A 26641-nucleotide genomic window follows, 5' to 3' on the forward strand; every position below is an offset into this window, starting at 1 on the left:
ATTTGAGGCCAATGCATGCCAGAACGCCCGCCGAAACCAGCCGATAAAGCCTCCTCCCCGCGCTTCAAAGAGCGGAAGGAGGCCGGAGGAGCGAAGCGCAAAATGGGCCTCTCGGATTTACCGCGCAGACCGGCCACCCACCAAGAATTCGACGCCTACCTTCAGGAAGTCGAGAACAGTTCGGCGCGCTCTGTCGTTATCGTCCTTTCGTCAAATCTGGAAAATTTGCTCCGGTTCACGGTACTCTCTCGCTTCATCCACTTGCCGAAAGCTGAAATTGATAAGCTCTGCGACAGGTCCGGCCCTCTGAACAGCTTTTCGCAGCTCACAGACATTGGATTTGCTCTTGGAATATACGGAAGGGTGACACGGAAAAATCTTGACATTGTCAGAAGAATTCGGAACGCCTTCGCTCATACCTTCATCCCGCTCGATTTCGACACAGCGGAAGTTTCCCAAGAAATAGACAAGTTAGATTTTCTCCAAACTGTCGAGGCAACCATGGAAACGAACGATCCAGCACTTGTTGGAGAGACTTTCGCAAGCCTCGTCTCAAAGCGTATCATATTTGGCGACAACAGATCGCGATTTGTCGAAACGTGCCGATTTATGTCCTCGAAGCTGATCGATCAAATCGATTTCGCCAGAAGGCCGAACCCACCAGTTATGCCGTAGCGCGGCGAAGCCATGCAGACCGTCGCATTTCGGCCGGCTGATATCCTATCGTATCGTTCGCCTCTTGATCGCGAAGGGTGGCCGCTCGACACTGACGACCACTTGATAGGTCGGCGCTCCCAACGAACCGAAAAGTCTAATCGGCACAATCCAGGTAACACCGTATTTGGTCTCGCCACGGGCTAAGCCGAGTTCGTTAAATGAAGTGCTTTCTGGAAGCAGCTTTTTGATCCCGCCGACCAGATATGGGAGTGGCGGCGCTGCAGGGTCTCGGAGGATGATATCGGGCAAAACGGGATTGAAATTGTCGATGTCTGCTCGTTCTGCCGTCGCGTATGCGTGCGCTATTTTCGCAAGCAACAACCCAAAGCGATCGCCGCGCAATGACGCCTGGTAAGAGCGGCTCTTTGTGGCCCCAAATTCCTCCCGCAATTTGCCCATGTCGCCTGTAGCGAAATTCACGATCTTGAACGTTTCGGTGTAGATGTTGGTTCTGGTCGGCTCTCGTTCGAAAAGTATTTCCGGAGGGTCGAAGACCGGCAATAACAAGGCGACAGGAGCCCACTCAACCGGCACCTCGCGTGTAATCCATTCGCCTCCTACCTCTAGCTGAAGCGGTAGCGTCTCGGGGCGTTCCTTCGGACGCTTCGTTTTGAGGCCGAGAGCGTAGCGCAAGGGTCCAAGCGTCTGCTTCATGCAGTATTGCTCAAACCAATTGATCTTGCCCTCGCATTCGCCGCAGGAAGCCTCCGGCAACACCAACGCCCCGTTAATCGCCTCTGGGATTATGTGTTCGTCCCCAAGCTTGGCGCGGTTGGCAGAATGCCTGCCCGCATCGCAATAGATGCACCTTCCGACCGGCCGATAGACGGGAGTGGTCTCCATGAGTGGCTAGTCCCCCAGATCGTGCTCTACCATACAACGCGTCGCGCCTCGACGTTACCAGCCCAGACCACATTTGAGGAATGAGGACTTGCCCCACCGAGAGCCTTGGGTATGATTGCCCGCGCGGTACACATTCGCACCGCATGAGGTCCACAACAGCGGAATGTGGTCAACACAGGGGCACAGCGCAAGGCGTTGTTATTGTTGAGATAAATGTGAAGTTCCGCGCGGTTCGATTTGGCTCCTATAGCCCGGCCCGGGGAGCCAATTTCTCTAGGTCCGTTCCGGACACATAGGTTACGGTTTATACCGGAGACATGGGTAACACTTTTGGCCCGAAGGGGTTTTGGAGTGGTTCGAGCCTGCATGTCTCATCGTCGAAATATCCCAAATCATAGTCCATGAAGCTAGCCAGCCAGATATGGTCCTCGACCTGTTTGATGCCGACGCTCTGGCCGGCGAAGACGAGGCTGAGGTTGATCTTCTTTCTGTTATAGCAGATGCGGCCGCAGGTAGTGACGATGACAGCCTTGTCGTGAAACGGATAATCGAGATCTGGCAGGCCGGCATAGGGTCGCGTTGAGGGTGCGTAACGCTCTGCCGGACAGTCCATGCCGAGGGCCTGGTGGGGGCGTTCTGAGTTGAACTCGTCGATGAAGTCATCGAACCTGGCCTGCTGCTGCAGAAAGTTGGCGCCTGCCGGTTTGGTGGTTTCCTTCTTCAGGGTCAGGTGCATGCGTTCATGGCGCCCGTTCTGCTGCGGGCAGCCCGGTTTGATGCGCTCGATGTCGATGCCCAGGCGCAGCCACCAGACCGACAGTTTGCTGAGGTTGAACAGCGCATTGGGGCTGGCGAAGGGAACACCATTGTCGGTCCTGATCGCGCTGGGCAGGCCGAACTCCTTGAAAACCCTTTCGAACACGGTGAAGGCATAGGCTTCCTTCGTGGTCGACAGCGCCTCGCAGGCGATGAGATAACGGCTGGCGAAGTCGGTGATCGTCAGCGGATAGCAATAGCGCCGATCGGCGAGCATGAACTCGCCCTTGTAGTCGGCACACCAAAGATCGTTTGGCCGACAGCCGTTGGAAAGCGGTGTTCCCGTCGCCCTGTTGCGCCTTCGCTTGCGGTGCTCGACCATCCCGTGCCGGTCGAGCACGGCGTGCACGGTCGAAATCGCGGGCCGGTGCACATCCGGATATAGCCGGGCCAGCCGCTCGCGTATCTTCGGCGCACCCCAAGTCGGCTTGTCTTGCTTCAGACGCACAATCAGCTTCTCGATTTGAAACGGAAGCTGATTGGCATGGCGGTAGGGCCGGCGCGATCGATCCGTCAGCCCCTCCAAGCCGCTATCATTGTAGCGCGTGAGGATCTTGTAGCCGGTCTTGCGCGAGATATCGAACTCACGGCAAAGCACGGCCATCTTCTCGCCGTCCAGCAGCCGCGCGACGAACTTCAGCCGCTCGTCCATGACGTTACACTCCTTCCAAGGCACCTTGCTCTCCTTGCAAAGGGCCGAAAGTGTAACCCATCTATCCGGAATGAACTGTCACCCATCTCTCGGGAAGGGCACAAAAGACCTCTCTGCCTGCCATCGTCGGCACCACGCGACATAGTGGGTTCGCCGTGGCTGTGACCCGTCCTGCTAACCCGTATGGGACTGCGGGCAGCGACACCTCTAGGCAGTGCCGCTGCCGTTGTCGCAGCTAGGCGGCCACCCCACCGCGGCCAGATTTGGTGCCGCTCATCCAGGGCAGCGGAGCGAGCGGCTCCTGCAGCATCTTGACGGACCTCGCGAACCCAGCGACGGCATCGCGCGCGACCGAGAGTGGTATCCGGCCATCGTAAGCACGCTGGCAAGCCCGGAAGGCCGTTTCGAAAATCGGGCCTCGACGCTCCCGCGGCCACTCATCCAGGAAATCGAATGCATCCTCAAGGCTTCCTATTTCTTGGATGAACTGGCCATCCTTGACTAACACCGGTCGATCGAACGTCCTGTCGCCCATATAGTTCTCCATTCGGTTGAGGGTGTTCGTTTGCTTCAGCTTTTCACGCGACGGCATGCTCAGGCTCCGCGAACATGCCGCCATCCCCACACCTGGGTGGGACACCGGCATATGCCGGAACCGGCGGCGGATCATCGTCGTCGTCATCTCGCCAGGGGTACCGCAGCCAGTTGCGCCTGGTTTTGTTGCGACGCTGGTCTGAGGACGGACTGCGATCAAACGGTGCCCTGGCCGTCGGCTTGCGCGCAATCTCGTCCAGGGTGTGGAGCGCACGAAGAATCTCGCTGACCTGCGCCATCGCACCGTTGTCCAATTGACGCAGGGTTGGATTGTCAGGAACCGCATGGGCGTCCGAGGCCCAGAAGGCGAGCAGAGCCCTCTTCTCGCCGATCGTCATGTTCTCGTTCAGGACGTCCTCGGGCGTACGCAGCGCAGCGAATTCCGCTGCGTAATCCGTCGGTTTGGATTCATGAAAACTGTAAGCTTGGGATCTCATCTCCGTTCTCCGCGATCTGTGCCTCCCGGCCGAGCCGGGAGGCGGACCACAGACTGAGGTTTCTTGTATCAGGCCACCTTGCGTTGCGGCTCGGCATCCACATCTATGGACTGCTTGTTGCCGCCATCCTGAAGCGAAACCGCTGCGGCGTTGGAACCGATCTCGATGCGCCGGGGCTTGAGTTCCTCGGGCACTTCGCGGACCAGGTCCACCGACAGCAGGCCATTATGAATATTGGCCGCCTTGACCTTGACGTGGTCTGCAAGTTTGAACACCTGCTTGAAGTTGCCTATCGCCAGGCCCCGGTGGAGGATCTCCCGATGTTGCTGATCGGGCTTTCTCTGTCCGATGACGGACAATTCAGGGCCGTTCTGCACAAGTTCCACTTCGTCGAGACCGAAGCCGGCGACGGCCATCGTGATACGATAGTCGTTGTCGCCATTCTTCTCGATGTTGTAGGGCGGCCAGTCGGAGCGCACACTGTTTTCGAGCATGTCGAAGAGCCGGTCGAAGCCGACCGTGGTGCGGTAAAGAGGCGAATAATCAAAGCTTCTCATAGCCATATCCTCCGTGAAGCAACATGGTTTACGGGTCGCCGCAGCGTCGCCGCGACGCGGTATGTCGAGCCGAAGCCTCGACGGAAAACGATCTGGGAATCACGATTTTTTTATTCAAGAGGTCGCCCGAAATTTTTTTGAAGCGGCACTACGGCCATTCCTGACCGGGCATGCATCAGGCCTTGCGGCGACAGCCCTCCGGTTGGAAGCGGGTGAGGAATATGGCCCGGGTCGTGGATCAACCGCCCGTGCAAATGCACGCAGGTTCGGCCTCTGGTCACGAGCGGCTTGCACGCCGCCGCCGCCGCGCGATAGATGCGTCGGTCAAGGGAGGACATCATGCGGAAAATCCTGGCATCGGTATTGCTGCTCACGGCAGCATCGTTCGCGACCGGCGCTCATGCGCTGGACAGCAGCGGAACCCCAGTCGTCGTGACGCCACTCGCATCACGTACCACCACTGCATCCGGGCAGCCGATCACGCTGCCGCGGAAGAACGTGCAGGTGCTGGTCTCGACCTATGACATCGCGCCCGGCGCGACCTTGCCGGTCCATCGCCATCCTTTCCCGCGCTACGCCTATGTCCAGGCTGGAACGCTGAAGGTCACCAACGTCGAAACCGGCAACAGCAACACCTACAAGACTGGCGATTTCATCATCGAAATGATCGGGCAGTGGCACCAGGCCACCAACATTGGCGACGGGCCGGTCAAGCTCCTGGTGATCGATCAGGTCGAGGAAGGCGCCAAGAATACCGAATTGCGACAGTAGCCACCAGGTTGCATAGGTGCTCCCGGCGGGGCGGGAAGGCAATGCGCCGCCCGCCCCCTCGCCTCGTGGAGCCAGCCCCCCATGTGAACCCGGCGCTCAGCCCCAGGCGCCAACCGGCTGCCGGGTCGTCGCGTTCAGCCTATTGAAGGCGTTGATCAGGGCGATCTGGATGACCAGTGCGGCAAGGGCCTTCTCGTCATAATGCCGGGCCGCCTCCTCCCAGATATCGTCCGGCACCGCGTCCGGTCGGTCGGCGAGCCTTGTGCCGGCTTCTGCCAGCGCCAATGCCGCGCGTTCGGCGTCGGTGAAATAAGGCGTTTCCCTCCAGGCAGCGAGGGCAAAGATGCGCTCTTCCTTCTCGCCGGCTTTCTTGAGCTCGCGCGCGTGCATGTCGACGCAGACGCTGCAGCTGTTGATCTGACTGGCGCGCAGATGCACGAGCTTGCGTGTCACATAGGGCAGGTCCGCTGCCTCGGTCGACTTGTCCAGCGCCAGAAACGCCCGCAGGGCGCCTGGGATGAGCATCACCGGGCTCTTGATTCTCGCTTGCATGTGTCTTCTCCTTTTGAACTGTTCTCCGGGCGTGCTTTCCCGGCCCGGACGCCTCGCATCCAGGGTTTCGACTTGATGGAACTGTTAGCTGCCTGCCGGGTGTCAGGTCTGTTTTGAGGTAACCTGTTCGAGCCGTTCGAGAATGCGCGGCCAGCCGCTTCCCATGCCGATATAGCCACGCTCGTCGGCGGGCCGAAATCCCGACTGCTCCATTCGCACCCGGGTCGCCATCCCCTCGGGTGTCAGTAACCACGTCACCACGGTTTTCAACCCGCTGTCCGATTCCGTCCCATCGCCCCAGCTATAAGCCAGCAGCCGCGGCGCCTCGACTTTCAGCACCATGCAGTTCGTCACCCCGGACCACCCGGGAACTGGTGTCGCACGGAATGTGAAGCGATGCCCCTCTTGGGCAGCGAAATCATTCTGCATGAGCCATTCGCCGACGAGTGCCGGCACGGTCAGTGCGCACCATATCTTTTCCGCCGAATATGGAATCAGCCTTTCGACGACGATCGATTTGGTTTCCGTCATGCCTTGCTCCTCTCGTTGCTGTCGTGGTGCCACGCGCAAAATCATAACCCATCAGCTATGTATAACCCATAACCCTGCAGTTATGTGACTGTCAAGAATGGAATCTGCCGTCTGGTCCAAGTGGCGGCGTAGCGTTCACGCTTCCGCGCCAGGCGCCCGGGTGCTAGGGCTTGCGCAACACCATGGATTGGATCGCCCCTTGACCCCAAAAATTCGCCCGCCGCTTATAGAAATCTGTGTCGAAGGCATTGATGGCCTGCTCGCCGCGCAGGCCGCCGGCGCCGACCGGATCGAACTCTGCGCCAGCCTTGTCGAAGGCGGCACCACGCCGAGCCTCGGCACCGTGCGCGCCGCTCTCGACCAGGCGACCGTGCCCTTTCATGTCATGGTGCGGCCGCGCGGCGGGGATTTTCTCTACAGCGAGACCGAATACCGCTCGATGCTTGCCGACGTCGCCGCGCTTCGCGAACTCGGCGTGCCCGGCGTGGTGTTCGGCTGCCTGAACGCCGACGGCGCCATCGACGAGCAGCGCATGCGCGAATTGACAGAGGCGGCGGGCCCCTTGAACGTCACCTGCCACCGCGCCTTCGATATGACTCGCGATCCGGCCGAAGCCCTGGAAGCGCTGATCCGCTGCAGGGTTGGCCGCGTGCTGACCAGCGGCCAGCGCGACACGGCGATCGAAGGCCTGGCATTGCTGCAAGAGCTGGTCCGGCTGGCCGGCGAGCGCATCATCATCCTCGGTTGCGGCGGGCTCGATCTCGGCAATATCGCCGAGGTGCGCGCAAGGACTGGCCTGGCCGAAATGCACTTCGCCGCCCTCAAGGACGTGTCGAGCGCCATGCGCTACCGCAATCCGAAGGTCGGCATGGGCGGCTCCGATCTCGACCGCGAATATCGCAACACGCTGACCGATACAGCGCTGGTGGCGGCGACAATCGCGGCGGCCAAGGCATGACCTCGCCCATAGACCGCATCGCGCAGGCCGACGAAGCGGCAATACTGGCGCTCAACAACGAGCACGCCGCCGAATTGTCGTGGCTTGAAGCCGAACGGCTGTCGTTCCTGCTCGCCGAGGCCTTTTACGCGCGCCGCATCGGCGATCTCGAAGCCTTCATCATGACCTTCGACCAGGATGCGAACTACGACAGCCCGAACTTCGTCTGGTTTCGCGAGCGCTACATCAGCTTCATCTATGTCGACCGCGTCGTCGTGGCGGCGCACGCAAGAGGCCGCGGCCATGCTCGCCGGCTCTATCGGGACCTGTTCGACCATGCGCGGAGCGCCGGTCACGCGCTGGTCACCTGCGAGGTCAACACCGACCCGCCCAACCCCGCCTCGGATGCCTTCCACGCCGCACTCGGCTTCGCCAAAGTCGGCGACGCGGTGATCCACGGCGGCAAGAAAGCGGTGCGCTATTACGTCAGGCAGATCGCCACCTGATCGGGTGGCACCCACCGACTCACATGGACGTTGCCCCAACCCGGAGACAGCTAAGCGCTATTTGGCGAAAAGGACCTCGCCGTCGTGCGGCTATCGTCTGGCGACTATCAAACCATCGGGCGGCTCACCAATTGCGGTTGAGCCATTCGCGTGCTGGGCGCTCGATGAGGTAGTAGCTGCAGAGCGCGCAGGCAAAAACCCCGGCCAGCATCGGCCATGGATTGCTGCCCTGCTCGTAGACGAATTTGTAGAAGGGCTGCTGCCACAGATAGAGGGAATATGACCATAGACCCAGCGTCGTCATCGGCAGGGACGACAGCCATCCGGACAAGAACCGCGTGCTGAAATCCAGCGCGTTGACGGCGATCGCCAGCAATGGCACCGCGGCCAGGTAGTGGATCGGTGTCGGCACCGAGTCCATGAACAGGCAAACCGCGCCGACGGCCGCCGCAACGGCGACATAAGGCCCCTTCAGCAAGGTCGGCAGCTTGCCGTCCGCTTTGAGCAGGCAGATCGCGGCCGACAGCAGGATCGAGGCGATGTGCACGTCGGTGCGCCAGTACGTGGCTTCATAATCCAGGTGCAGGAACCAGTAGGAAACCGCGCCATTGACCATGGCCACCAGAGCCAGGACCAGCAGCAGCGGGATGACACGGCTGCGGCTGGCAACGACCGCGCTGATCGCCGCCAGGATGATATAGGCATGTTCTTCGATGCAGAGCGACCAGATGTGGTCGAGCGCGCCGGCCCGATTCAGGAGAATTCCGGCATAGTTGTAGGTGAAGGTCAGCGCCGTCAGGGCCGCCTTCCATTTGAAGGCGATGAACGTGCCTGAGAGCGCGATCATGGCGACGATGACAAAGACCAGAAGCGCCGGATAGATGCGCGAGAACCGGCGTTTGAAAAATTTCTTCAGCGGATAGCGTTCGATGAACAGGATTTCGGCCATCAGCCGGCCGCTCAGCACGAAGAAGAATTCGACGCCCAGCACGCCCAGATTGATCCCGGGAACGGGAAAAAAATGCCCGATCAGCACGAGCGCGATCGACAGACCGCGCCAGCCATCGAGATAGGCCAGTCTTGTCCTGGCCGGTCGCTCGACGATCGCTCGGGGCGGAGCCAGATGGGTCGCGGAAATTTCGGACATGCCGATCCCTTCGCATTGTAATGCGAAAGGCACGGCTATTCCCGAACCCGGCTCGCATTCCCGCCCTGATCTATACTGCAGCGCAATATAAGTTTGTGCAAGTGCGAGATTGCCGCCGATGCATGTCCCCCGCAGCATGGGCCGGAATTGCTTCAAGCAAGGATGGGGACGTGGCCGACGGGAACTAGGCCTACGGTCGCCGGGAATGAAAACGGGCCGTGACAGCCCGTTCCCCCGTCCGTAATCGATCTTGCGTCAGGCGTTGGCTGCCGCCACCGCGCGCTTGGCCATGACTGTGATCAGATTGGCACGGTAGTCTGATGAAGCGTGAATGTCGCTCATCAGGTTCTTCGCCGGAACTTTCACACCATTGAGCGAAGCGGCATCGAAGCTCTTGGCAAGTGCTGCCTCGATCTCCTTCGAGCGGAAGACGCCGTCGTCGCCGGCGCCGGTGACGGCAACACTGACGCCGTCCTTGCCCTTGGCCACGAACACGCCGACGATCGCGTAGCGCGAGGCCGGATTGCGGAATTTTTCGTACGCAGCCTTCGCCGGTGCCGTAAAGGAGACCGCCGTGACGATCTCGCCGTCCTTCAAGGAGGTTTCGAACAGCCCCTTGAAGAACTTGTCGGCTGACATCTCGCGCTTGTTGGTGATGATGGTGGCGCCGAGCGCCAGAAGTGCGGCCGGATAGTCCGCCGCCGGATCGTTATTGGCGATCGAACCGCCGATCGTGCCCTTGTGGCGTACCGCCGGATCGCCGATCAGCGACGCCAGATGGGCAAGTGCCGGGCAGGCCTTGCGCAGCTTCTCGTCATTGGCGACGTCGAAATGCGTGGTGGCAGCGCCGATCGTGACCGTCTTGCCCGACACCTTGACCCCCTGCAGTTCCTTGATACGTGACAGGTCGACCAGATCGGACGGCGCCGCCAGCCGCGTCTTCATGGCGGGGATCAAGGTCATGCCGCCGGAGAGCAGCTTGGCGTCGCCGCTCTTCACGAGCTTGGCGGCTTCAGTGACCGAGGCGGCACGGTGATAGTTGACTGCGTACATGGGATCCTCCCCCTAAGTGGTTAGCCAGCAGTGAGTAGTCAGTAGGGAGCAGGGAATGGCCGCTGCCGGAGATGGCACGCTGCCCTATCCGCAACTCACTACTTCCCTACTCACTCATTTCGCGGCGCGGATCGCGGCCCACACGGTGGACGGTGTGGCCGGCATGGCGATATCGACGATGCCGATGGCGTCGGTGATGGCATTGATCACTGCTGGCGGCGAGCCGATGGCACCGGCCTCGCCGCAGCCCTTGATCCCGAGCGGGTTGCTCGGACATGGCGTGTTCGACGTCGAGACCTTGAACGACGGCAGGTCGCCGGCACGTGGCATGGTGTAGTCCATGTAGCTTGCCGTCAGCAGTTGCCCGCTGGCGTCGTAGTGAGCGCCTTCCAGCAGCGCCTGGCCGATGCCCTGGGCGATGCCGCCATGCACCTGGCCTTCGACGATCATCGGATTGATGATGTTGCCGAAATCGTCCGCAGCCACGAACTGGACGATCTCGGTCGTTCCGGTTTCCGGATCGATCTCGACCTCGCAGATATAGCAGCCCGCCGGGAAGGTGAAGTTCGCGGGATCGTAGAACGCCGTTTCCTTCAGGCCTGGCTCCATGCCGGCCGGCAAATTGTGCGCGGTATAGGCGGCCAAAGCCACCTGGAACCACGGCAGGCTCTTGTCGGTGCCGGCGACCTTGACCTCGCCGTTCTCGATGACGATGTCGCCCTCGTCGGCTTCGAGCAGGTGGGCGGCGATCTTCTTGGCCTTGGCCTCGACCTTGTCGAGCGCCTTGGCAATCGCCGACATTCCGACCGCGCCCGAGCGCGAGCCGTAGGTGCCCATGCCCATCTGCACCTTGTCGGTGTCACCGTGGACGATCGACACCGAATCGATTGGCACCCCGAAACGCTGGTTGACCAGTTGCGCGAAGGTCGTCTCGTGCCCCTGCCCATGGCTGTGCGAGCCGGTCAGCACCTCGATCGTGCCGACGGCGTTCACCCTTACCTCAGCCGATTCCCACAGGCCGACGCCGGCGCCGAGCGAGCCGACCGCCGCCGACGGCGCGATGCCGCAGGCCTCGATGTAGCAGCTCATGCCGATGCCGCGCAGCTTGCCATTCCTGACCGAATCCGCCTTGCGCCTGGCAAAGCCGGTATAGTCGGCGGTCTTCATCGCCGCATCGAGCGAAGCGCCATAGTCCCCGGCGTCATAGTTCATGATCACCGGTGTCTGGTGCGGAAACGTGGTAATGAAATTCTTGCGCCTAAGGTCTGCCGGCGAGACGCCGAGCTCGCGTGCCGCCGCTTCCATGGTGCGTTCCAGAAGATAAGTGGCTTCCGGCCGCCCTGCCCCGCGATAGGCATCGACGGGTGCCGTGTTGGTATAGACAGTGCGCACATTGGCGTGGATGGCCGGGATGTCATATTGGCCCGACAGCAGCGTTGCGTAGAGATAGGTTGGCACGCAGGAAGAGAACAGCGACATGTAGGCGCCGAGATTGGCGATCGTATCGACCTTGAAGCCGGTAATCCTGTTGTTCTTGTCGAATGCCATTTCCACCGTCGAGACGTGGTCGCGGCCATGCGCGTCGGTGAGGAAGCTCTCGGTGCGATCGGCGACCCATTTCACCGGCACGCCGGTCTTCTTGGAGGCCCACAGGCAGACGATCTCTTCCGGGTAGATATAGATCTTGGAACCAAAGCCGCCGCCGACATCCGGCGCGATCACGCGCAGCTTGTTTTCGGGCGCGACATTGTAGAAGGCGCTCATCACCAGCCGCGCGACATGCGGATTTTGCGATGTCGTCCAGCAGGTATAATGATCCTCGGCCTTGTCGTAATGGCCAAGTGCGGCGCGCGGCTCCATGGCGTTCGGCACCAGCCGGTTGTTGACGATCTTCATGCGCGTGACATGCGCCGCCGCCTTGATGGCGGCGTCGGTGGCCATGGCATCGCCGATTTCCCAATCGAAGATCAGGTTGTTCTCGGCCTCGGCATGGACCTGCGGAGCGCCCTTTTCGAGTGCCTTTGTCGCATCGACGACCGCCTTCAATTCCTTGTAGGTGATCTCGACCGCCTCGGCCGCATCGCGTGCCTGGCCCTTGGTTTCCGCCACCACCACCACGACCGCATCGCCGACATAACGGACCTTGTCGACTGCCAGCGGCGACCATGCGCCCATCTTCATGGGCGTGCCGTCCTTGGAATGGATCATCCAGCCGCAGATGAGGTTTCCGATGCCGTCGGCCTTCAGTTCCTTGCCGGTCAAGACGCCGATGACGCCCGGCATGCCTTGAGCCGCTTTCACGTCGATCTTCTTGATCTGCGCATGGGCGTGCGGGCTGCGCACGAAGGCCGCATGCTTCATGCCGGGCACCACCATGTCGTCGACATAGCGGCCGGCGCCGGTGATGAATCTTTTGTCTTCCTTGCGCGCGACCCGAGCGCCGACACCTTCGATACCCATGCAGAGATTCCTCCCGAAAAGTGAATAGGAAGTGTGAATAGGAAGTAGTAGTGAGGACAGCCGCCGGTTCAGACCGATTACTGACTACCGACTACTCCACTCCTCTTTTCCCTCACGCCGCTTGCTTCGCCTTGCCCTTGGCCCCCTTCGACATCGTCGTCGATGCGGCGAGGATGGCTTTCACGATGTTGTGGTAACCTGTGCAGCGGCAGATATTGCCTTCGAGTTCTGCCCGCACCGTGGCCTCGTCGAGGCCTTCGGGGTGGCGGTTGATCATGTCGGTCGCGGCCATGATCATGCCCGGCGTGCAAAAGCCGCATTGCAGACCATGATGTTCCTTGAAGGCTGCCTGGACGGGATGCAAGTCGGCGCCACTGGCCAGGCCTTCGATCGTAATCACGCTCGACCCCGAGGCCTGGACCGCGAGCATGGTGCAGGACTTCACCGCCTTGCCATCGACATGCACGACGCAGGCGCCGCATTGCGAAGTGTCGCAACCGACATGAGTGCCGGTCAGGCCGAGGTTCTCCCGCAGGAAATGGACGAGCAGCGTTCGATCCTCGACGGCACCGCCGACCCGCTTCCCGTTCACCATCAACGAAACGTCCGACATAGCCCCTCCCTGGGTGTCAACCTTGGTCATCACGCTGCCGACGCGCCGCTGGCATTTCGGCCACGTGCTAGTCGTACACCGCACAACGCACAAAAAACAGCACGACGGAAAAGGCGGATCATTGTACTTTCGGTCATGGCCAGCGCACCAAAGTGCATTCCTCCGGCCCCATTGCCAAAACGCCTTCTGGCGGCAACAATGCCCTCGTCGCCCGCGCGCCAGAAGCACTTGAAAAGCCGCGCACAAGAAGGCGTCGGAGGAAATGCGGGAGGACCGCCGCTGACAAGTTCACGGACGCGCTACGCATGCGGCTTGTCGGCGCTGACCACGGACCAGCCCGACCCGGATGTCTTCGCACGAGCGGTAGCCGCCGAGGCCGCCGCCATCAATGCCGGCTTTGCCCTCGTGTTCTTTTCCCAGAGCCTGATCGAGGCCGGCGCCCTGTCACGGGCACTCTCGGCCCACGCGCCGTGTCTCCACCATGCTGGCTGTTCCACCGCCGGCGAGATCACGCCGCAGGGGCTCGAGGAAGGCCATATGCTGGCGATGCTGCTGCCCTCGGCGTCCTTCACGGCGGTCAGCACGATGATCGACAATCTGTCGACATCGGGCATGGACAGGATCACCGAAGAGGTCGAGGCCCTGCGGCGCACGTTGCGCGCCCGGCTCGGCGGCGAGCAGACCAGCAACACCTTCGCGCTCTGCTTCATCGACGGGCTGTCCTATGCCGAGGAAGCGGTGAGTTCGGCCATCCACTGGGGTCTCGACGACATACCGCTCCTCGGCGGCTCGGCTGGCGACGATTTGAAATTCGAGACGACGCGTCTGATCTCGAACGGCAGGGTCACCTCCGACAGCGCCATCATCGTGCTGGTCGCCACGGAAATTCCGTTCCACGTCTTCAAGACCGACAATTTCGTTCCCACCGACGAAAAGCTGGTGGTGACCGCGTCCGACCCGGATCACCGCGTCGTGCGGGAATTCAACGCCACCAATGCGGCGGAGGAATATGCCGCTTCGGTCGGGATCCTCCCACAGACCTTGACACCGTTGAGCTTCGCCTCGCATCCAGTGGTGGTGAAGGTGGGCGGAGAATATTACTGCCGCTCGATCCAGAAGATGCACGCGGATGGCTCGCTGTCGTTCTTCTGCGCCATCGACGACGGTGTCGTGCTGTCGATCGCCCAGCCCAAGGACATGGTGGACGCGACACGAGCGGCATTGCGCGAGGTCGAGGAAAGGCTGGGCGGCATCGATATGATCCTTGGCTTCGACTGCGTGCTGCGCCGGCTGGATGCGCGCAACCGCCAGGTCTTTCGTGACATTTCGGAACTCTACCGGGTCAACAATGTCATCGGCTTCGGCACCTATGGCGAACAATACCGGTCGATGCACCTCAACCAGACTTTCACCGGCATCGCTTTCGGCGACCGCCAGGCGGCTGAATAGGGCGGCGCAACAGCATGCCGCTCAGGAACATAAACGATCTCGACAGGCTGAAGAAGATCAACGCCGCCCTGGTCAGCCGCGTCGAGCGCTCGATGGACCAGCAAGGCAATGCCTTTTCGCTGTTCCAGACGGCGATCTCGTTGGAAAGCCGGGTGCGTACGCGCACCGAGGAACTGCATTCGACGTTGCGGCGGCTGGAGCAGTCGAACATCGATCTCAGCGCCGCCAAGGAAAACGCCGAACAGGCGAACCTGTCCAAGACACGGTTTCTGGCCGCGGCCAGCCACGACGTGCTGCAGCCGCTGAACGCCGCCCATCTCTCCGTCTCAGCCCTTGCCGAGGTGCAGACCAGCGAAGAGGGAAAGAAGCTCGTGCGGCAGGTCGAGCGCTCGCTGGAAACGATGGAAGACCTGCTGCGCACCTTGCTCGACATCTCCAAGCTCGACGCCGGCGTGGTTCAGCCCGACATTGGCGACGTCAGCCTGGAGGCGCTGTTCTCGTCGCTGCGCTCGGATTTCCAGCCTGTGGCGGAATTGAAGGCGCTGTCGCTGAAATTCCGGCCGGTCAATGCCGTGGTCCGCTCGGACAGGACGCTGCTGCGCCGCATCCTGCAGAACATCCTTTCTAACGCGCTGGGCTATACGCGCTCGGGCGGCGTCCTTGTCGGCACACGCCATCGCGGCGACACCATCCGCATCGATGTCGCCGACACGGGCTGCGGCATCCCCGAGGATCAGCGCGAAGCGGTGTTCGAGGAGTTCCATCGCGGCACCTTGCCGGCTACCGCCGAACTCGACGGCGGCGGTCTTGGGCTGGGGCTCGCCATCGTGCGCCGCATGGCCGGCGCGCTCGGCCATCCCGTCACGTTTTCATCCAGGGTCGGCCGCGGTACCATCTTCCACATCGATGTCCCCGTCGGCCTCGGCGCGCCGGCCGACGCCATCGCCAGCGCCGCCAGCATGGAGCGGCCGCGCGGCTACGGCCTGTTCGGCACCAAGGTGCTGCTGGTCGAAAACGACGCCGAAGTGCTGGAAGCCATGACCTTCCTGCTCGAACGCTGGCAGTGCCTGGTACGCGCGGCGACCTCCACCGCCGATGCGCTGGACATGCTTGGCGACACCGACTGGCTGCCCGACATCGTCATTGCCGACCAGCATCTCGACGGCGGCGATCTCGGCACCGCCACCATATCGGAGGTCCGCGACTATCTCGGCCGCGCCGTGCCGGCGCTGATCGTCACCGCCGACAGCTCCGAAGCCGTGGCCAAGGCAGCACGGGCCGGCGGCATCGAACTGATGCGCAAGCCGGTGAAGCCGGCGCAGCTAAGGGCACTGCTGGCGCATCTGCTGGCATAGCGGGAGGGTTGGTTCAAAACCCTACCTGATCCCGGAACAGCTCGGCGCTGTCCAGCTTCGACACCTCGATCACCGCTTGCGTGCGGCTATACACATTGAGCTTGCGCAGGATCTCCGACACATGCGCCTTCACCGTGGTCTCGCCGACCTGCAGCTCGTAGGCGATCTGCTTGTTGAGCAGGCCCTGGCGCAGCATCTGCAGCACGCGCAATTGCTGCGGCGTCAGCTTGGAAAGCCGCTGCACCATATCGGCGCGATCGGTGCTGTCCGCGCCCGGCGGCAGGCCCTCATAGGTTTCAGGCACATAGATCGCGCCGTCCATCACCGAGCGAATGGCGGCGGCGAGATCGCTCTTGCGCGCCGATTTCGGAATGAAGCCGGCAGCGCCGTAGGACAAGGCCTCGGAAATGATGCGAGGCTCCTCATAACCCGACACGATCACCACTGGCAGGCGCGGATAGCGGGTCCTGAGCTGCAACAACCCCTCGAAGCCGTGCACGTCGGGCATGCTGAGGTCCAGAAGCGCAAGGTCGAAAGGCTTTGCGTCGGCCAGCAAGTCCAGCGCCTCGGCGATCGAGCGCGCTTCGACTGTGTCGACCTCGGGATAAGCCATTTGAACGGCGCTGTGCAGCGCCTCGCGAAACAGCGGATGATCGTCGATGATAAGGAACCGGACGCGATCGGTAGGGGCTGTCATAGGGCTCGTTCCGGTTTACCGGGCACACCATAGTCTCCTGACCATGGCCGGATTATTGGCAAATAGTCTATCGCCGTCGAACAGGTTTCATCGCTGCAAAAAAATGATCGGAAGCCTGAATTCCTTATACAGCCTAGGCGAAGCCCATGCTTTATCAAAAGCGACGCCTTGCCCGCCCCTGGAAATCGGCCGAATGTGCCGCCGACTCCCCGCCAAACGCAGAGACCGCCATGACCGCCTTTGTCCTTCCCGCCCCGCCAACGCCTTCCGTCGCCATTGCGGGTTCCGGCGAACGCTTTGCCGTGCGGCGCATTTTCTGCGTCGGCCGCAACTATGCGGCACATGCGCGCGAGTTCGGCAATGACGATCGCGATCCGCCCTTCTTCTTCACCAAGCCGGCCGACGCGGTGGTCGATTCCGGCACTGATATCCCCTACCCGCCCCTGACGGAAAACCTCCACTTCGAGATCGAACTGGTGGTGGCGATCGGCACCTCAGGCTTTCGCATTTCCCGCGACAAAGCGCTGGACCATGTCTGGGGCTATGGCGTCGGCATCGATCTCACCCGCCGCGATCTCCAGGATGCCGCCAAGAAGGCGGCGCGGCCCTGGGACTGGTCGAAGGCCTTCGACCGTTCCGCGCCCTGCGGCCCGTTGGTTGCCGCACGGAAATCCGGGCACCCGGCCAAGGGACGCATCTGGCTCGCCGTCGACGGCGCGGTGAAACAGGATGCCGACCTCGCCGAACTGATCTGGCCGGTATCGGACATCGTCTCGATCTGCAGCGAAGGCGTGGAATTGCAGGCTGGCGACCTGATCTTCACCGGCACGCCCGCCGGTGTCGGCGCGATCAAGCCGGGTGAAACGATATCAGGCGGTGTCGACGGCATCGGCACGATCGAACTGACCATCGGCCAGCGGAAGTGACGCATGAGCGACATTGTCCTGCACAACTACTTCCGCTCCTCCACCTCGCACCGGGTGCGGATTGCCCTGGAGATGAAAGGGGTGGGCTATGACTACATCCCGCATCACCTGCGCCATGGCGAGCATCTGGAGGCGGCCTATCTCGCGGTCAATCCGCAGGGGCTGGTGCCGGCACTGATCTGGAGCGACGGCATGCTCCTGACGCAATCGCTGGCGATCATCGAGTTTCTCGACGAGACCATACCTGAACCCCCGCTATTGCCGAAGGATCCGCCGAGCCGGGCACGAGTGAGAATGCTGGCGCAGATGATCGCCTGCGACATCCACCCGGTGAACAATCTGCGCGTGCTGACTTCGCTGCGCACCCTGTTCGGCGCCGGCGACCAGGATGTCGCCAACTGGTTCCGGCATTGGGTCAATGAAGGATTTGGACCGCTCGAAAAATTGCTCACCGCGTCGCCCGAAACCGGCACATTCTGCCATGGCGAGGCGGCGGGGCTGGCCGACATCTGCCTTGCCGCGCAAGTCACCAGCAACGCCCGCTTCGGCGTCGACATGACGCCCTATCCGACAATCGCGCGCATCAACGCCGCCTGCGTGGCGCTACCCGCCTTCCAGAAAGCCGCGCCACAGAACCAGATCGACGCCGGGTAAGGCTCACCGGCCAACGCGCAGTGTCAGCGCCCAGAACAGCAGCGCCATCAAGCCGATGCTCGCCCCCAGCAACGAGACCCCGCTCCAGCCGGCCGCGGCATAGGCCATGGTCGAGGCGATCGAGCCGAGCGCACTGCCGACCGAGTAGAAGATCATGTAGCCGCCGACCAGCCGGCTGCGCGCATCCGGCCGACGGGAGAAAATCAGGCTCTGATTGGTGACGTGGACGGCCTGGATTGCCAGATCCAGCATGACGATGCCGGCGACAAGCAACCATAGTGACATGCCCATGAAGGCGATAGGCAGCCAGGCCGTCGTCATCATAAGCAGGCTGAGGCCAGTGACCAGTTGACCATGCCCGCGATCCACCAGACCACCGGTCCATCGCGCCCCCAGCGCGCCGGCGACACCGGCAAGGCCGAACAGCCCGATCGCGGTGTGCGGCAGTGAAAATGGCGGCGCGCTGAGCGGCAGCACCAGCGGTGCCCACAGCACGTTGAAGCTGGCGAAGATCAGCAAGGCGAGCACCGCGCGCACGCGCAGCAGCGGTTCCCGCACGAACAGCAGCACCATCGAGCCCAACAGCCTGATGTAGGACGTGCGCGGCCGCTCTGCCTCATGGCGCGGCAGGATGGTGTGGAGAACAACCGCCATGACAAGTGTAAGGCCGGCCGAGACAAGATAGACCCAGCGCCAGCCGGCGAGATCGGCGACGACGCCGGCGACGAAGCGGGCAAGCAGGATGCCTGTTATGACGCCGCTGGTGACGGTGCCGACCGCCCGCCCCCGTTGCGACGGCGCGGCGAGGTCGGCCGCGTAGGCAACCAGTACCTGCACCATCACGGCAAGCAGCCCGACCGCCGCGAGGCTCGCCAGCAGCATCGCCGCGTTCGGTGCAAGTCCAACGGCTATCAGCGCCACGGCCGATAGGATCGCCTGGCCGGCAATCAGCTTGCGGCGATCGAACAGGTCGCCCAGCGGCACGATGAAGAACAGGCCAAGCGCATAGCCGACCTGCGTGATTGTCACCACGATGCCGATCGAGGCCGGCGCAATGGCAAAATCATGCGCCATGGCGTCGAGCAGCGGATGGGCGAAATAGACATTGGCGACGCTCAGGCCACAGGCGATGGCGAAGACCAGCGCGGTCATTGCGGACAATCCCGGTGTGACTTGCCTCGGCTCTTCGGGCTGCGCCGCCTTCGCTGCCGCGCCGTTCACCACCTGTATATTCATGAGGCTCTCCACAAAAGGTTTCAATTTGAAACCACTTGCGGGATAAACAAAACAGTTTTATCTTGCAACCAAAATGAACAATCTGGACCAACGAAAGCCATGGTGAAACGAACGAGCCACCAGAGTGCGGATTGCCTGATCGCGCGACCGTTGGATGCGATCGGCGACTGGTGGTCGCTGCTCATCGTGCGCGACGCGTTCGACGGGTTGCGACGCTTCGGCGAGTTCCAAAGGAGCCTGGGCGTTGCCAAGAACATCCTGTCGGCGCGGCTCCGAAATCTGGTTACGCACGGCATCCTCGAAACCGTCCCGGCCCCCGACGGCAGCGCGCATCATGAATATGTGCTGACGCAAAAAGGACGCGGCCTGTTCTACGTGCTGATCGCCTTGCGGCAATGGGGCGAGACCTATTTCTCCGGTCCGGGCGAGCCCTACACCTTCATGGTCGACACGGAGAGTGGCCGGCCGATAAGGCGTCTTGAAGTGCACGCAGAAGACGGCCGCCTGCTTGCCCCCGGTGACACCCGGCTTGCCGATTTCCGCAACCAGGAAAACAGCTGACCGCAGGGTCCGCAGGCTGCCCAGCCTGGCGGAGTCGATTTCCGCTTGACCGAATAGGGAATCGGCTATCGTTTCCCACAATGAGTGTCGTCTCAAGGGTGGAATGAACGATGAAAGCCGTCGTCTTCGAGAAATTCGGCGAAGCGCCGACGATCCAGACCGTGCCAGACCCCAAGCCGGCGGCCGATGGCGTCGTCATCAAGGTCGAGGCGACCGGGCTTTGCCGCAGCGACTGGCACGGCTGGATGGGCCATGACGCCGATATCCGCCTGCCGCATGTGCCGGGCCACGAACTGGCCGGCGTCGTGGTTGCCGCCGGCAAGCACGTCACCCGCTGGAAGGCGGGCGAACGCGTCACCGTGCCGTTTGCCGTCGGCTGCGGCCACTGCTTCGAATGCACATCAGGCAATCACCAGGTCTGCGAACACCAGTCCCAGCCTGGCTTCAACACCTGGGGCTCATTCGCCGAATATGTCGCTATCGAACACGCCGACACCAATCTCGTGCGCCTGCCCGACGAAATGGAATTCGCCACCGCCGCCAGCCTCGGCTGCCGCTTCGTCACATCGTTCCGCGCCATTGTCGATCAGGGCCGGGTAAAGCCCGGCGAATGGGTGGCGGTGCATGGCTGCGGCGGCGTCGGCCTGTCGGCAATCATGATCGCGAGTTCGATGGGCGCCAACGTCATCGCCATCGACCTCACCGAGGAAAAGCTGGACTTCGCCAAACAGATCGGCGCCGTGGCGACCATCAACGCTTCGACGACGCCGAACGTCGTCAAGGCCGTCAAGCAGATCACCAATGGTGGCGCCCACATGTCGATGGACGCGCTCGGCCATCCGACGACGTCTTTCAACTCGATCGCCAACCTCCGCCGGCGCGGCCGTCACGTGCAGGTCGGCTTGATGCTGGGCGAACACGCCCGCCCGCAGGTGCCGATGGACAAGGTGATCGCCTTCGAACTCGAAATCCTCGGCAGTCACGGCATGCAGGCCTATCGCTACCCCGCGATGATGGAGATGATCCGCCACGGCAAGCTCAAACCCGAACTGCTGGTCGGCAAGAAGATCAGCCTCGACGAAGCGCCAGCGGCCTTGATGGCGATGGGCGGATTCGAGGGTATCGGCATTGGGGTGGTGACGAAGTTCTCGTGAGGGTCGGCATCGCTATGCAGCCGCACGACGCGGCAAATCCTGCTTGGCAAACTTCTTCGCGCCGAAAACGCAAAGCACCACGCCGAGCGTAACGACGATCATCATCGGGCTGACCTGTTCATGCAGCAGCGTCGCCGCCAGTGCGAGCCCGAAGAACGGTTGCAGAAGCTGCAACTGCCCCACCGCCGCAATGCCGCCTTGCGCCAGGCCGCGATACCAGAACACGAAGCCGATCAGCATGCTGAACAGCGAGACATAGCCAAGACCAATCCAGGCATTGGAGCCGACGCTGGCGAAGGATGGTGGCAGGGTCGCAAAGGTCAGCACCAGCATGACCGGCAGGGACAGCACCAGCGCCCAGCAGATCACTTGCCAGCCCCCGAGCTTGCGCGACAGCGCGGCACCCTCGGCATAGCCAAGGCCGCAGGCGACGATGGCCGCAAGCATCAGCCCATCGCCAACCGGCGAAGCCGTCACGCCTTGCGCAAGCGCGAAGCCCGCCACCAGCGCACTGCCCAGGCATGAGAACAGCCAGAAGGCCGGCCGGGGCCGTTCACCGCCGCGCAGCACGCCGAAGATCGCGGTCGCCAGCGGCAGCAGGCCGACGAAGATGATGGAGTGGGCCGAGGTGACATGCTTCAGCGCCAATGCCGTCAGCAAGGGAAAGCCGACGACCACGCCAAGCGCAACGATGACGAGCGACAGCAAGTCATGACGCTCGGGGCGCTTCTCGCGGAACACAAGCAGCAGCGCGAGACCGAGCAGGCCGGCAATGACCGCGCGGGCCGACGTCAGGAATATCGGGTCGAGATCCATCACCGCCACGCGCGTCGCCGGCAACGAACCGCTGAAAATCAGCACGCCGATAAATCCGCTCACCCAGCCGCTCGCCGTCTTGTCCATCGCAGGCTCCGTTTGTTTCGCCCCTCTATGGGGCCCGCGGCTATGGCGCCACCAGAGACAATGCAGTACAATTCGATAAAACTGTCATGGTTTTCTGGAAGGTACAGATGGACGAAGCAGTCAGGCTCGACAGCGGCGGAACTCTCGTCGAAGGAGTCATGGCCGCCATCCGGCAGCGGATTGCCGCGCGCAGCCTGACGCCTGGAGCAAGGCTGCCCTCGATCCGCGCTTTCGCCAAATCCATGCAGGTGTCGAAATCCACCGTGGTCGAGGCCTACGAACGGCTTGCCGCCGAAGGCGCGATCCGTTCGCGGCCCGGTTCCGGTTTCTATGCCGCCGGGTCGCTGGCACCGCTGTCGCTCGCCGAGATCGGTCCCCGGCTCGACCGTGCCGTCGATCCGCTCTGGGTCTCGCGCCAGTCCCTGGAGGCTGGCGACGAGGTCCTGAAACCCGGCTGCGGCTGGCTGCCGGCTTCATGGATGCCACAGGCCGGGCTGCGCCGGGCATTGCGCACTGTCGCGCGTGCCGACGATGTCGCGCTCGCAGATTACGGCACGCCGCTCGGGCTGCCGCCGCTGCGGCAATTGCTGGCGCGGCGCATGGCCGGGCACGGCATCGAAGCCTTCCCCGACCAGATCATGCTGACGGAATCGTGCACCCAGGCCATCGACCTGCTCTGCCGGTTCCTGATCGAGCCGGGCGACACCGTGTTGGTCGACGATCCCTGCTACTTCAATTTCCATGCTCTGCTGCGCGCCCACCGCGCCAAGGTCGTCAGCGTGCCCTACACGCCATCGGGGCCGGACATCGAGCTGTTCGCCCAGGCGCTGGCCGAACACCGGCCGCGCCTCTACATCACCAACTCGGCCATCCACAACCCGACCGGCGCGATCCTGTCTCCGGTGACGGCCCATCGTTTGCTCAAACTGGCCGACCAGTCGGATCTGACCATCGTCGAGGATGATATCTTCGCCGATTTCGAGCACATTCCCGCCCCAAGGCTAGCGGCGTTCGACGGCCTTAGTCGCGTCGTCCAGATCGGCAGTTTTTCCAAGACGCTGTCGGCGTCGGTCCGCTGCGGTTTCATCGCCGCGCCCCGTGACTGGATCGAGGGCCTGACCGATCTCAAGATCGCCACGACTTTCGGCGGCGGACGGCTGGCGGCCGAACTTGTGCTGACGCTGCTGAAGGACGGCAGCTACCGAAAGCACATGGATTTGCTGCGCGCCCGCCTTTCGCGGGCCATGGGCGAGACCAGCGCCCGGCTGAAGGCGATCGGCATTACGCCCTGGATCGAGCAGCCGGCTGGGCTGTTCCTGTGGTGCACCCTGCCGGAAGGCTTGGACGCGGCCGAAATCGCCCGCAGTGCGCTCGCCGACAACATCGTGCTGGCGCCCGGCAATGCGTTCAGCCTGTCGCAGTCCGCCAGCCGCTTCCTGCGCTTCAACGTCGCCCAGTGCGCGGACGAGCGGATTTTCAAGGCGCTCGAAACGGCGATGACTCGCTGATATGGGAACCACCAAGTCAGCAGACAAATAAGCCGCGACAACACCTCGTTGTTGCGGCCTTCTGCCCCATCAAATCAGACCATCCATGAAACGGCAGAACGCCGCCAAATCTCACCATTTGCGCGGATGCTCAATCATGCCTTTTCCGAAATGCCATACCCAGATCTGGGCCTATTCCTTGCCGCACAAGAACAGCTGAAGGAAATGACGCAAGGAGCCTGGCGGGCGCCGTTCAGGCCCCTGCCCGTTTGCGGCGCTCGTAGAGCATGACGAGTGTTTCAGCCATCAGCGCCGGCTTTTCCTCGCCTTCGATCTCGACCGTGTTGGCTGCCTTCATCAGATACTGACCCGGGCCTTTGTCTTCCATGGAAAGCAGCGTCGAGCGCAGGCGAATGCGTGCGCCGACCTTGACCGGCGCCAGGAAACGCACCTTGTCGAAACCATAGTTGAAGGCGGCCTGCGTATTCTCGGGCACGATCCCCATTTCGAGGGCCAGCGCGCCGATGATCGACAGTGTCAGATAGCCATGCGCGATCGTGGTGCGGAACGGGCTTTGCCGCCGCGCCCGTTCAGGATCGACGTGGATCCATTGATGGTCGCCGGTGCATTCGGCGAACTGGTTGATACGGTTCTGGTCGACCGTGGTCCATTCCGAGACGCCGAGCTCCTGTCCGGACATCGTTCTCAGCTGCTCGTAGGTTGGCGGCGTTTTAGGCCGTACTTCCGTCATGCCTGCTTTCCCGATCGCTTCCAAAGCTTCCGGACCACGAACCGGCGGCCTCTGTCAATTCGTCCCTCGCAAATCCGTTCCGGCGGATTCGCGCTCACTCGTGCCACGTCTTGCCATGCGATGGCAGGCGAATTGGGACTTTTTCGACCTTTCAGACTGCCGGGAGCTTATGGCGTGGCGCTAATGCAACTGTGCGAAAGGTTACGGAATCGGGAACGGGGTGTGCCCGGCCGAGAGCGGAACGACAGCCCATGAGAACCTACTTCTGCTCGTAACCGGCGCGGACCTCCTCCATCGCTTCCTTGATGCGCGCGCGCAGGATGTCGATCGATTCGGTGCCTGATTTCCTGGCTAGCTCAGCCACTTCAGCGGCGTTCTTGAGCGCCGCCTCAAAGGATTTTCTGGCAAACTCGGTCTGCTTGGCCATCAACTCCTGCGGATTGCCCGGTGCACGGTAGCTCTGCGCCATGTCGGCGATCTCGCGCAGCGTGTCCTGCAGCATTTCGCGTTGCCTAGACAACAGCGAGGACGTCCCAGCCGCCCCGGCACGCGCGGATTTCTCCAAAGCTTCGAGATTCTTGCGGTGATGCGCAAGAATCTCTTCGACATCCACATTCGGCACCTTCAGGTCACGGCCGAACCTGCCGAACATTTCCATGAAGGAATCGGATTCCGATTGTCTGGCCATGATTGTCATCTCCCCTTTGCCGCGGTCGCGGACGCCCTCATCGAGGAGAATAGCACTCGAACGCCTCGTGTCCATTTCGAACACGGGCCAAGGCGATCGCTAGGGATCAATTGACCGGGAGCAGCAACTCGATCGTGTAAAGTACGATGCCCGCCAGCCCGCCGATGATCATGCCGTTGAAGCGGATATATTGCAGGTCCCTGCCAATGTTCATCTCGATCAGGCGTGTCAGTTGGGCAAGGTCCCAGCGCTTGACCTGGTCGGCGATGAATTTCGACACACCGCTCTTCTGGCTTTCGACGAAGGAGGCCAGCGCCACCACGAATCCTTGGTTCATGTCGGCCCGGATCTGCGCGTCTCCGGCAAGATGGCGGCCGACTTCGACAAACATGTTGGCCAGATGCTCCCTGATCAACGAATTCGGCGCCTTGGCGTCCTGCTCGATGAACAGGCTGAGGCTCTCCCACATGTCGCCGGCTAGCGCCCTGATTTCGGGTCTGGCGAGGAAGTCGCGCTTCATTTTCTCCGCTCGCCTGGCATATTGCTTGGACGTGCGCAGCCGCTCGACGAAACTTTGCGCGAAACGGTCGAATTCGGCGCGCATCGGGTGATCTGGATCGGCACGCACCTCGTCCAGCAAGGAGCCAGCCGAAGCGACGATCTTCTTCAGGAGATAGGCGTCGGCCCGGAACAGGTTGAATAGCGACGGGAGTTCCTCGCGGATCTTGTCGCGCATCGTCGCCAGCGCCTGTTCGTCGTTGAGGAACCGGCCGATGACCTTGATGAACTCGTCGAACAGCTTCTGGTGGCGGCGGTCGTCGGTGAGCGCGGACAGAAGTTCGGCCGCAAGTGGCGCCAGCGGCACCTTTTCGATCTGTTCGAGCATGCGGCTGGTGACGAAGCCGCGCAGACCGGATTGTTCGACGGCGGCAAGCGTCTGCGGCACCAGCCGCACGACGAAGCGCGACAGGCCGGCGGCGCGTTCGGCATCGGCCAGCCAGTCGGCCACGAGCGCCGAAAAATCGACCTCGGCGAGTTTTTCACGCACCGGTTCCGGCGCCAGGAAATTGGCCTCGATGAAACGGCCGAGATTGTCGGCGATACGGTCCTGGTTTTCCGGGATGATGGCGGTGTGCGGGATGGGCAACCCGAGCGGCCGTTTGAACAGCGCCACCACCGCGTACCAGTCGGCAAGGCCGCCGATCGTTGCCGCCTCGGCGAAGGCAGCGACGAAGCCGAGCCATGGATAGCTGCTCTGGAAGGACTTGGCCAAGGCAAAGACCACCACGCAGAGTGCCAATGCCGCCGTGGCGACGAACTTTGTCCGCCGCAACGCGGAAAGCTTGGAGCCCGCGTCGGCATCGAACCGCACTGGCGCCAGGGATTGGTCCGATTGAGCCATGCCGCTCCTCGTCTATTAGGCCTATCTAGTGCCGCGGCCGCCGGAATGCCCGTGGCAGCCGGTTTGTCTGTTCCGGCTTTTGCCCGGCGGCGCACATAAAGTTGACGAGTTTATTCATCTATGATGCCCGGCTAGTCTGGAATTATTCCAAGGTATAGGCCATATTCCGCCGAGACCAGTGCAGCGATCCGG

At 62.1% G+C, this 26641-nt stretch carries 28 protein-coding genes; 11 read left to right on the forward strand and 17 right to left on the reverse strand.

The genetic code is table 11. The features are described from left to right. Window positions 1–15 precede the first annotated feature (15 nt). Window positions 16–675 carry a hypothetical protein gene (locus FJ943_RS18950; RefSeq protein ID WP_140723776.1) on the forward strand — a complete coding sequence of 220 codons (660 nt, stop codon included), beginning with the start codon at window positions 16–18 and terminating at the stop codon, window positions 673–675. 45 nt (window positions 676–720) lie between these two features. Here the strand turns inward: FJ943_RS18950 and FJ943_RS18955 are convergent, their stop codons facing one another. The 5 genes from FJ943_RS18955 to FJ943_RS18975 form a co-directional block, all read right to left on the reverse strand. Then, window positions 721–1560, reverse strand: a complete 840-nt coding sequence (locus tag FJ943_RS18955) for an HNH endonuclease (RefSeq protein ID WP_140723779.1) — start codon at window positions 1558–1560, stop codon at window positions 721–723. A gap of 304 nt (window positions 1561–1864) precedes the next feature. Next, window positions 1865–3028: an IS481 family transposase gene (locus tag FJ943_RS18960; RefSeq protein ID WP_083882946.1), complete on the reverse strand. Its 1164-nt coding sequence runs from the start codon at window positions 3026–3028 to the stop codon at window positions 1865–1867. Window positions 3029–3263: 235 nt separating this feature from the next. After that, a complete protein-coding gene (locus tag FJ943_RS18965) occupies window positions 3264–3563 on the reverse strand; it encodes a DUF982 domain-containing protein (RefSeq protein WP_140724179.1) in 300 nt (99 codons plus the stop codon). A gap of 43 nt (window positions 3564–3606) precedes the next feature. Then, complete coding sequence (locus FJ943_RS18970) at window positions 3607–4059, reverse strand: hypothetical protein (protein ID WP_140616047.1); 453 nt, start codon at window positions 4057–4059, stop codon at window positions 3607–3609. Window positions 4060–4127: 68 nt separating this feature from the next. Next, on the reverse strand, window positions 4128–4616 hold the full coding sequence (locus tag FJ943_RS18975; RefSeq protein ID WP_140724181.1) for an Hsp20 family protein: 489 nt from the start codon (window positions 4614–4616) through the stop codon (window positions 4128–4130). Window positions 4617–4955: 339 nt separating this feature from the next. Here FJ943_RS18975 and FJ943_RS18980 point away from each other — a divergent pair, with 339 nt between their 5' ends. After that, a complete protein-coding gene (locus FJ943_RS18980) occupies window positions 4956–5387 on the forward strand; it encodes a cupin domain-containing protein (RefSeq protein WP_015317510.1) in 432 nt (143 codons plus the stop codon). 96 nt (window positions 5388–5483) lie between these two features. On the opposite strand, the gene FJ943_RS18985 is transcribed toward FJ943_RS18980, so the two are convergent. Both FJ943_RS18985 and FJ943_RS18990 read right to left on the reverse strand, forming a co-directional pair. Then, window positions 5484–5939 carry a carboxymuconolactone decarboxylase family protein gene (locus FJ943_RS18985; protein WP_140723781.1) on the reverse strand — a complete coding sequence of 152 codons (456 nt, stop codon included), beginning with the start codon at window positions 5937–5939 and terminating at the stop codon, window positions 5484–5486. A gap of 102 nt (window positions 5940–6041) precedes the next feature. Then, window positions 6042–6470 carry an SRPBCC domain-containing protein gene (locus tag FJ943_RS18990; protein WP_140723784.1) on the reverse strand — a complete coding sequence of 143 codons (429 nt, stop codon included), beginning with the start codon at window positions 6468–6470 and terminating at the stop codon, window positions 6042–6044. Between the two features lie 199 nt (window positions 6471–6669). On the opposite strand from FJ943_RS18990, the gene FJ943_RS18995 reads away from it, so the two are divergent. Next, entirely contained in the window at window positions 6670–7428 is a 759-nt protein-coding gene (locus FJ943_RS18995) for a copper homeostasis protein CutC (RefSeq protein ID WP_181172938.1), read from the forward strand. Continuing rightward, window positions 7425–7913 carry a GNAT family N-acetyltransferase gene (locus FJ943_RS19000; RefSeq protein WP_140714922.1) on the forward strand — a complete coding sequence of 163 codons (489 nt, stop codon included), beginning with the start codon at window positions 7425–7427 and terminating at the stop codon, window positions 7911–7913. Before FJ943_RS18995 ends, FJ943_RS19000 begins: the two co-directional genes overlap by 4 nt. Before the next feature lie 124 nt (window positions 7914–8037). Here FJ943_RS19000 and FJ943_RS19005 read toward each other — a convergent pair whose 3' ends face one another. From FJ943_RS19005 to FJ943_RS19020, 4 genes are all read right to left on the reverse strand, one after another. Continuing rightward, the gene (locus tag FJ943_RS19005; protein WP_140723787.1) at window positions 8038–9060 is read right to left on the reverse strand and encodes an acyltransferase; all 1023 of its coding nucleotides are present in this window, start codon (window positions 9058–9060) and stop codon (window positions 8038–8040) included. A gap of 255 nt (window positions 9061–9315) precedes the next feature. After that, on the reverse strand, window positions 9316–10113 hold the full coding sequence (locus tag FJ943_RS19010) for a xanthine dehydrogenase family protein subunit M (protein ID WP_140723790.1): 798 nt from the start codon (window positions 10111–10113) through the stop codon (window positions 9316–9318). Between the two features lie 114 nt (window positions 10114–10227). Continuing rightward, complete coding sequence (locus FJ943_RS19015) at window positions 10228–12573, reverse strand: xanthine dehydrogenase family protein molybdopterin-binding subunit (protein WP_140723793.1); 2346 nt, start codon at window positions 12571–12573, stop codon at window positions 10228–10230. 112 nt (window positions 12574–12685) lie between these two features. Continuing rightward, window positions 12686–13186: a (2Fe-2S)-binding protein gene (locus FJ943_RS19020; RefSeq protein WP_140661098.1), complete on the reverse strand. Its 501-nt coding sequence runs from the start codon at window positions 13184–13186 to the stop codon at window positions 12686–12688. Window positions 13187–13498: 312 nt separating this feature from the next. Between FJ943_RS19020 and FJ943_RS19025 the strand changes: the two genes are divergently transcribed. Continuing rightward, window positions 13499–14635 (forward strand): FIST signal transduction protein, encoded by a 1137-nt coding sequence (locus FJ943_RS19025; RefSeq protein ID WP_140616037.1) that lies wholly within the window; start codon window positions 13499–13501, stop codon window positions 14633–14635. Window positions 14636–14649: 14 nt separating this feature from the next. Continuing rightward, on the forward strand, window positions 14650–15990 hold the full coding sequence (locus FJ943_RS19030; protein ID WP_140714914.1) for a hybrid sensor histidine kinase/response regulator: 1341 nt from the start codon (window positions 14650–14652) through the stop codon (window positions 15988–15990). 13 nt (window positions 15991–16003) lie between these two features. Here FJ943_RS19030 and FJ943_RS19035 read toward each other — a convergent pair whose 3' ends face one another. Next, entirely contained in the window at window positions 16004–16687 is a 684-nt protein-coding gene (locus tag FJ943_RS19035; protein ID WP_015317499.1) for a response regulator transcription factor, read from the reverse strand. A 230-nt stretch (window positions 16688–16917) separates the two neighbouring features. On the opposite strand from FJ943_RS19035, the gene FJ943_RS19040 reads away from it, so the two are divergent. Together FJ943_RS19040 and maiA are read left to right on the forward strand one after the other, a co-directional pair. Beyond that, the gene (locus tag FJ943_RS19040) at window positions 16918–17613 is read left to right on the forward strand and encodes a fumarylacetoacetate hydrolase family protein (protein ID WP_140661096.1); all 696 of its coding nucleotides are present in this window, start codon (window positions 16918–16920) and stop codon (window positions 17611–17613) included. A gap of 3 nt (window positions 17614–17616) precedes the next feature. Next, window positions 17617–18267, forward strand: coding sequence for a maleylacetoacetate isomerase (maiA, locus tag FJ943_RS19045; protein WP_140723795.1), 651 nt, complete (start codon window positions 17617–17619; stop codon window positions 18265–18267). A 3-nt stretch (window positions 18268–18270) separates the two neighbouring features. Here maiA and FJ943_RS19050 read toward each other — a convergent pair whose 3' ends face one another. Beyond that, window positions 18271–19503, reverse strand: coding sequence for an MFS transporter (locus FJ943_RS19050; RefSeq protein WP_140723798.1), 1233 nt, complete (start codon window positions 19501–19503; stop codon window positions 18271–18273). A 99-nt stretch (window positions 19504–19602) separates the two neighbouring features. Here FJ943_RS19050 and FJ943_RS19055 point away from each other — a divergent pair, with 99 nt between their 5' ends. Together FJ943_RS19055 and FJ943_RS19060 are read left to right on the forward strand one after the other, a co-directional pair. After that, window positions 19603–20064, forward strand: coding sequence for a helix-turn-helix domain-containing protein (locus FJ943_RS19055; protein WP_140723801.1), 462 nt, complete (start codon window positions 19603–19605; stop codon window positions 20062–20064). 110 nt (window positions 20065–20174) lie between these two features. Next, the gene (locus tag FJ943_RS19060; protein ID WP_015317494.1) at window positions 20175–21218 is read left to right on the forward strand and encodes a zinc-dependent alcohol dehydrogenase family protein; all 1044 of its coding nucleotides are present in this window, start codon (window positions 20175–20177) and stop codon (window positions 21216–21218) included. Window positions 21219–21230: 12 nt separating this feature from the next. Here the strand turns inward: FJ943_RS19060 and FJ943_RS19065 are convergent, their stop codons facing one another. After that, window positions 21231–22121 carry a DMT family transporter gene (locus FJ943_RS19065; RefSeq protein ID WP_140661092.1) on the reverse strand — a complete coding sequence of 297 codons (891 nt, stop codon included), beginning with the start codon at window positions 22119–22121 and terminating at the stop codon, window positions 21231–21233. Between the two features lie 107 nt (window positions 22122–22228). On the opposite strand from FJ943_RS19065, the gene FJ943_RS19070 reads away from it, so the two are divergent. Then, entirely contained in the window at window positions 22229–23629 is a 1401-nt protein-coding gene (locus tag FJ943_RS19070) for a PLP-dependent aminotransferase family protein (RefSeq protein WP_140723804.1), read from the forward strand. Window positions 23630–23861: 232 nt separating this feature from the next. Here FJ943_RS19070 and FJ943_RS19075 read toward each other — a convergent pair whose 3' ends face one another. The 3 genes from FJ943_RS19075 to FJ943_RS19085 all read right to left on the reverse strand — a co-directional run bounded on the left by FJ943_RS19075 (window position 23862) and on the right by FJ943_RS19085 (window position 26449). Then, on the reverse strand, window positions 23862–24359 hold the full coding sequence (locus FJ943_RS19075) for a MaoC family dehydratase (RefSeq protein ID WP_140723806.1): 498 nt from the start codon (window positions 24357–24359) through the stop codon (window positions 23862–23864). Between the two features lie 259 nt (window positions 24360–24618). Then, the gene (locus FJ943_RS19080; protein ID WP_140723809.1) at window positions 24619–25047 is read right to left on the reverse strand and encodes a phasin family protein; all 429 of its coding nucleotides are present in this window, start codon (window positions 25045–25047) and stop codon (window positions 24619–24621) included. A gap of 106 nt (window positions 25048–25153) precedes the next feature. After that, window positions 25154–26449: a DUF445 domain-containing protein gene (locus FJ943_RS19085; protein ID WP_140723812.1), complete on the reverse strand. Its 1296-nt coding sequence runs from the start codon at window positions 26447–26449 to the stop codon at window positions 25154–25156. Between the last annotated feature and the right edge of the window lie 192 nt (window positions 26450–26641).

The sequence above is a fragment of the Mesorhizobium sp. B2-3-10 genome (assembly GCF_006442275.1).
Taxonomy (GTDB): Bacteria; Pseudomonadota; Alphaproteobacteria; order Rhizobiales; family Rhizobiaceae; genus Mesorhizobium; species Mesorhizobium australicum.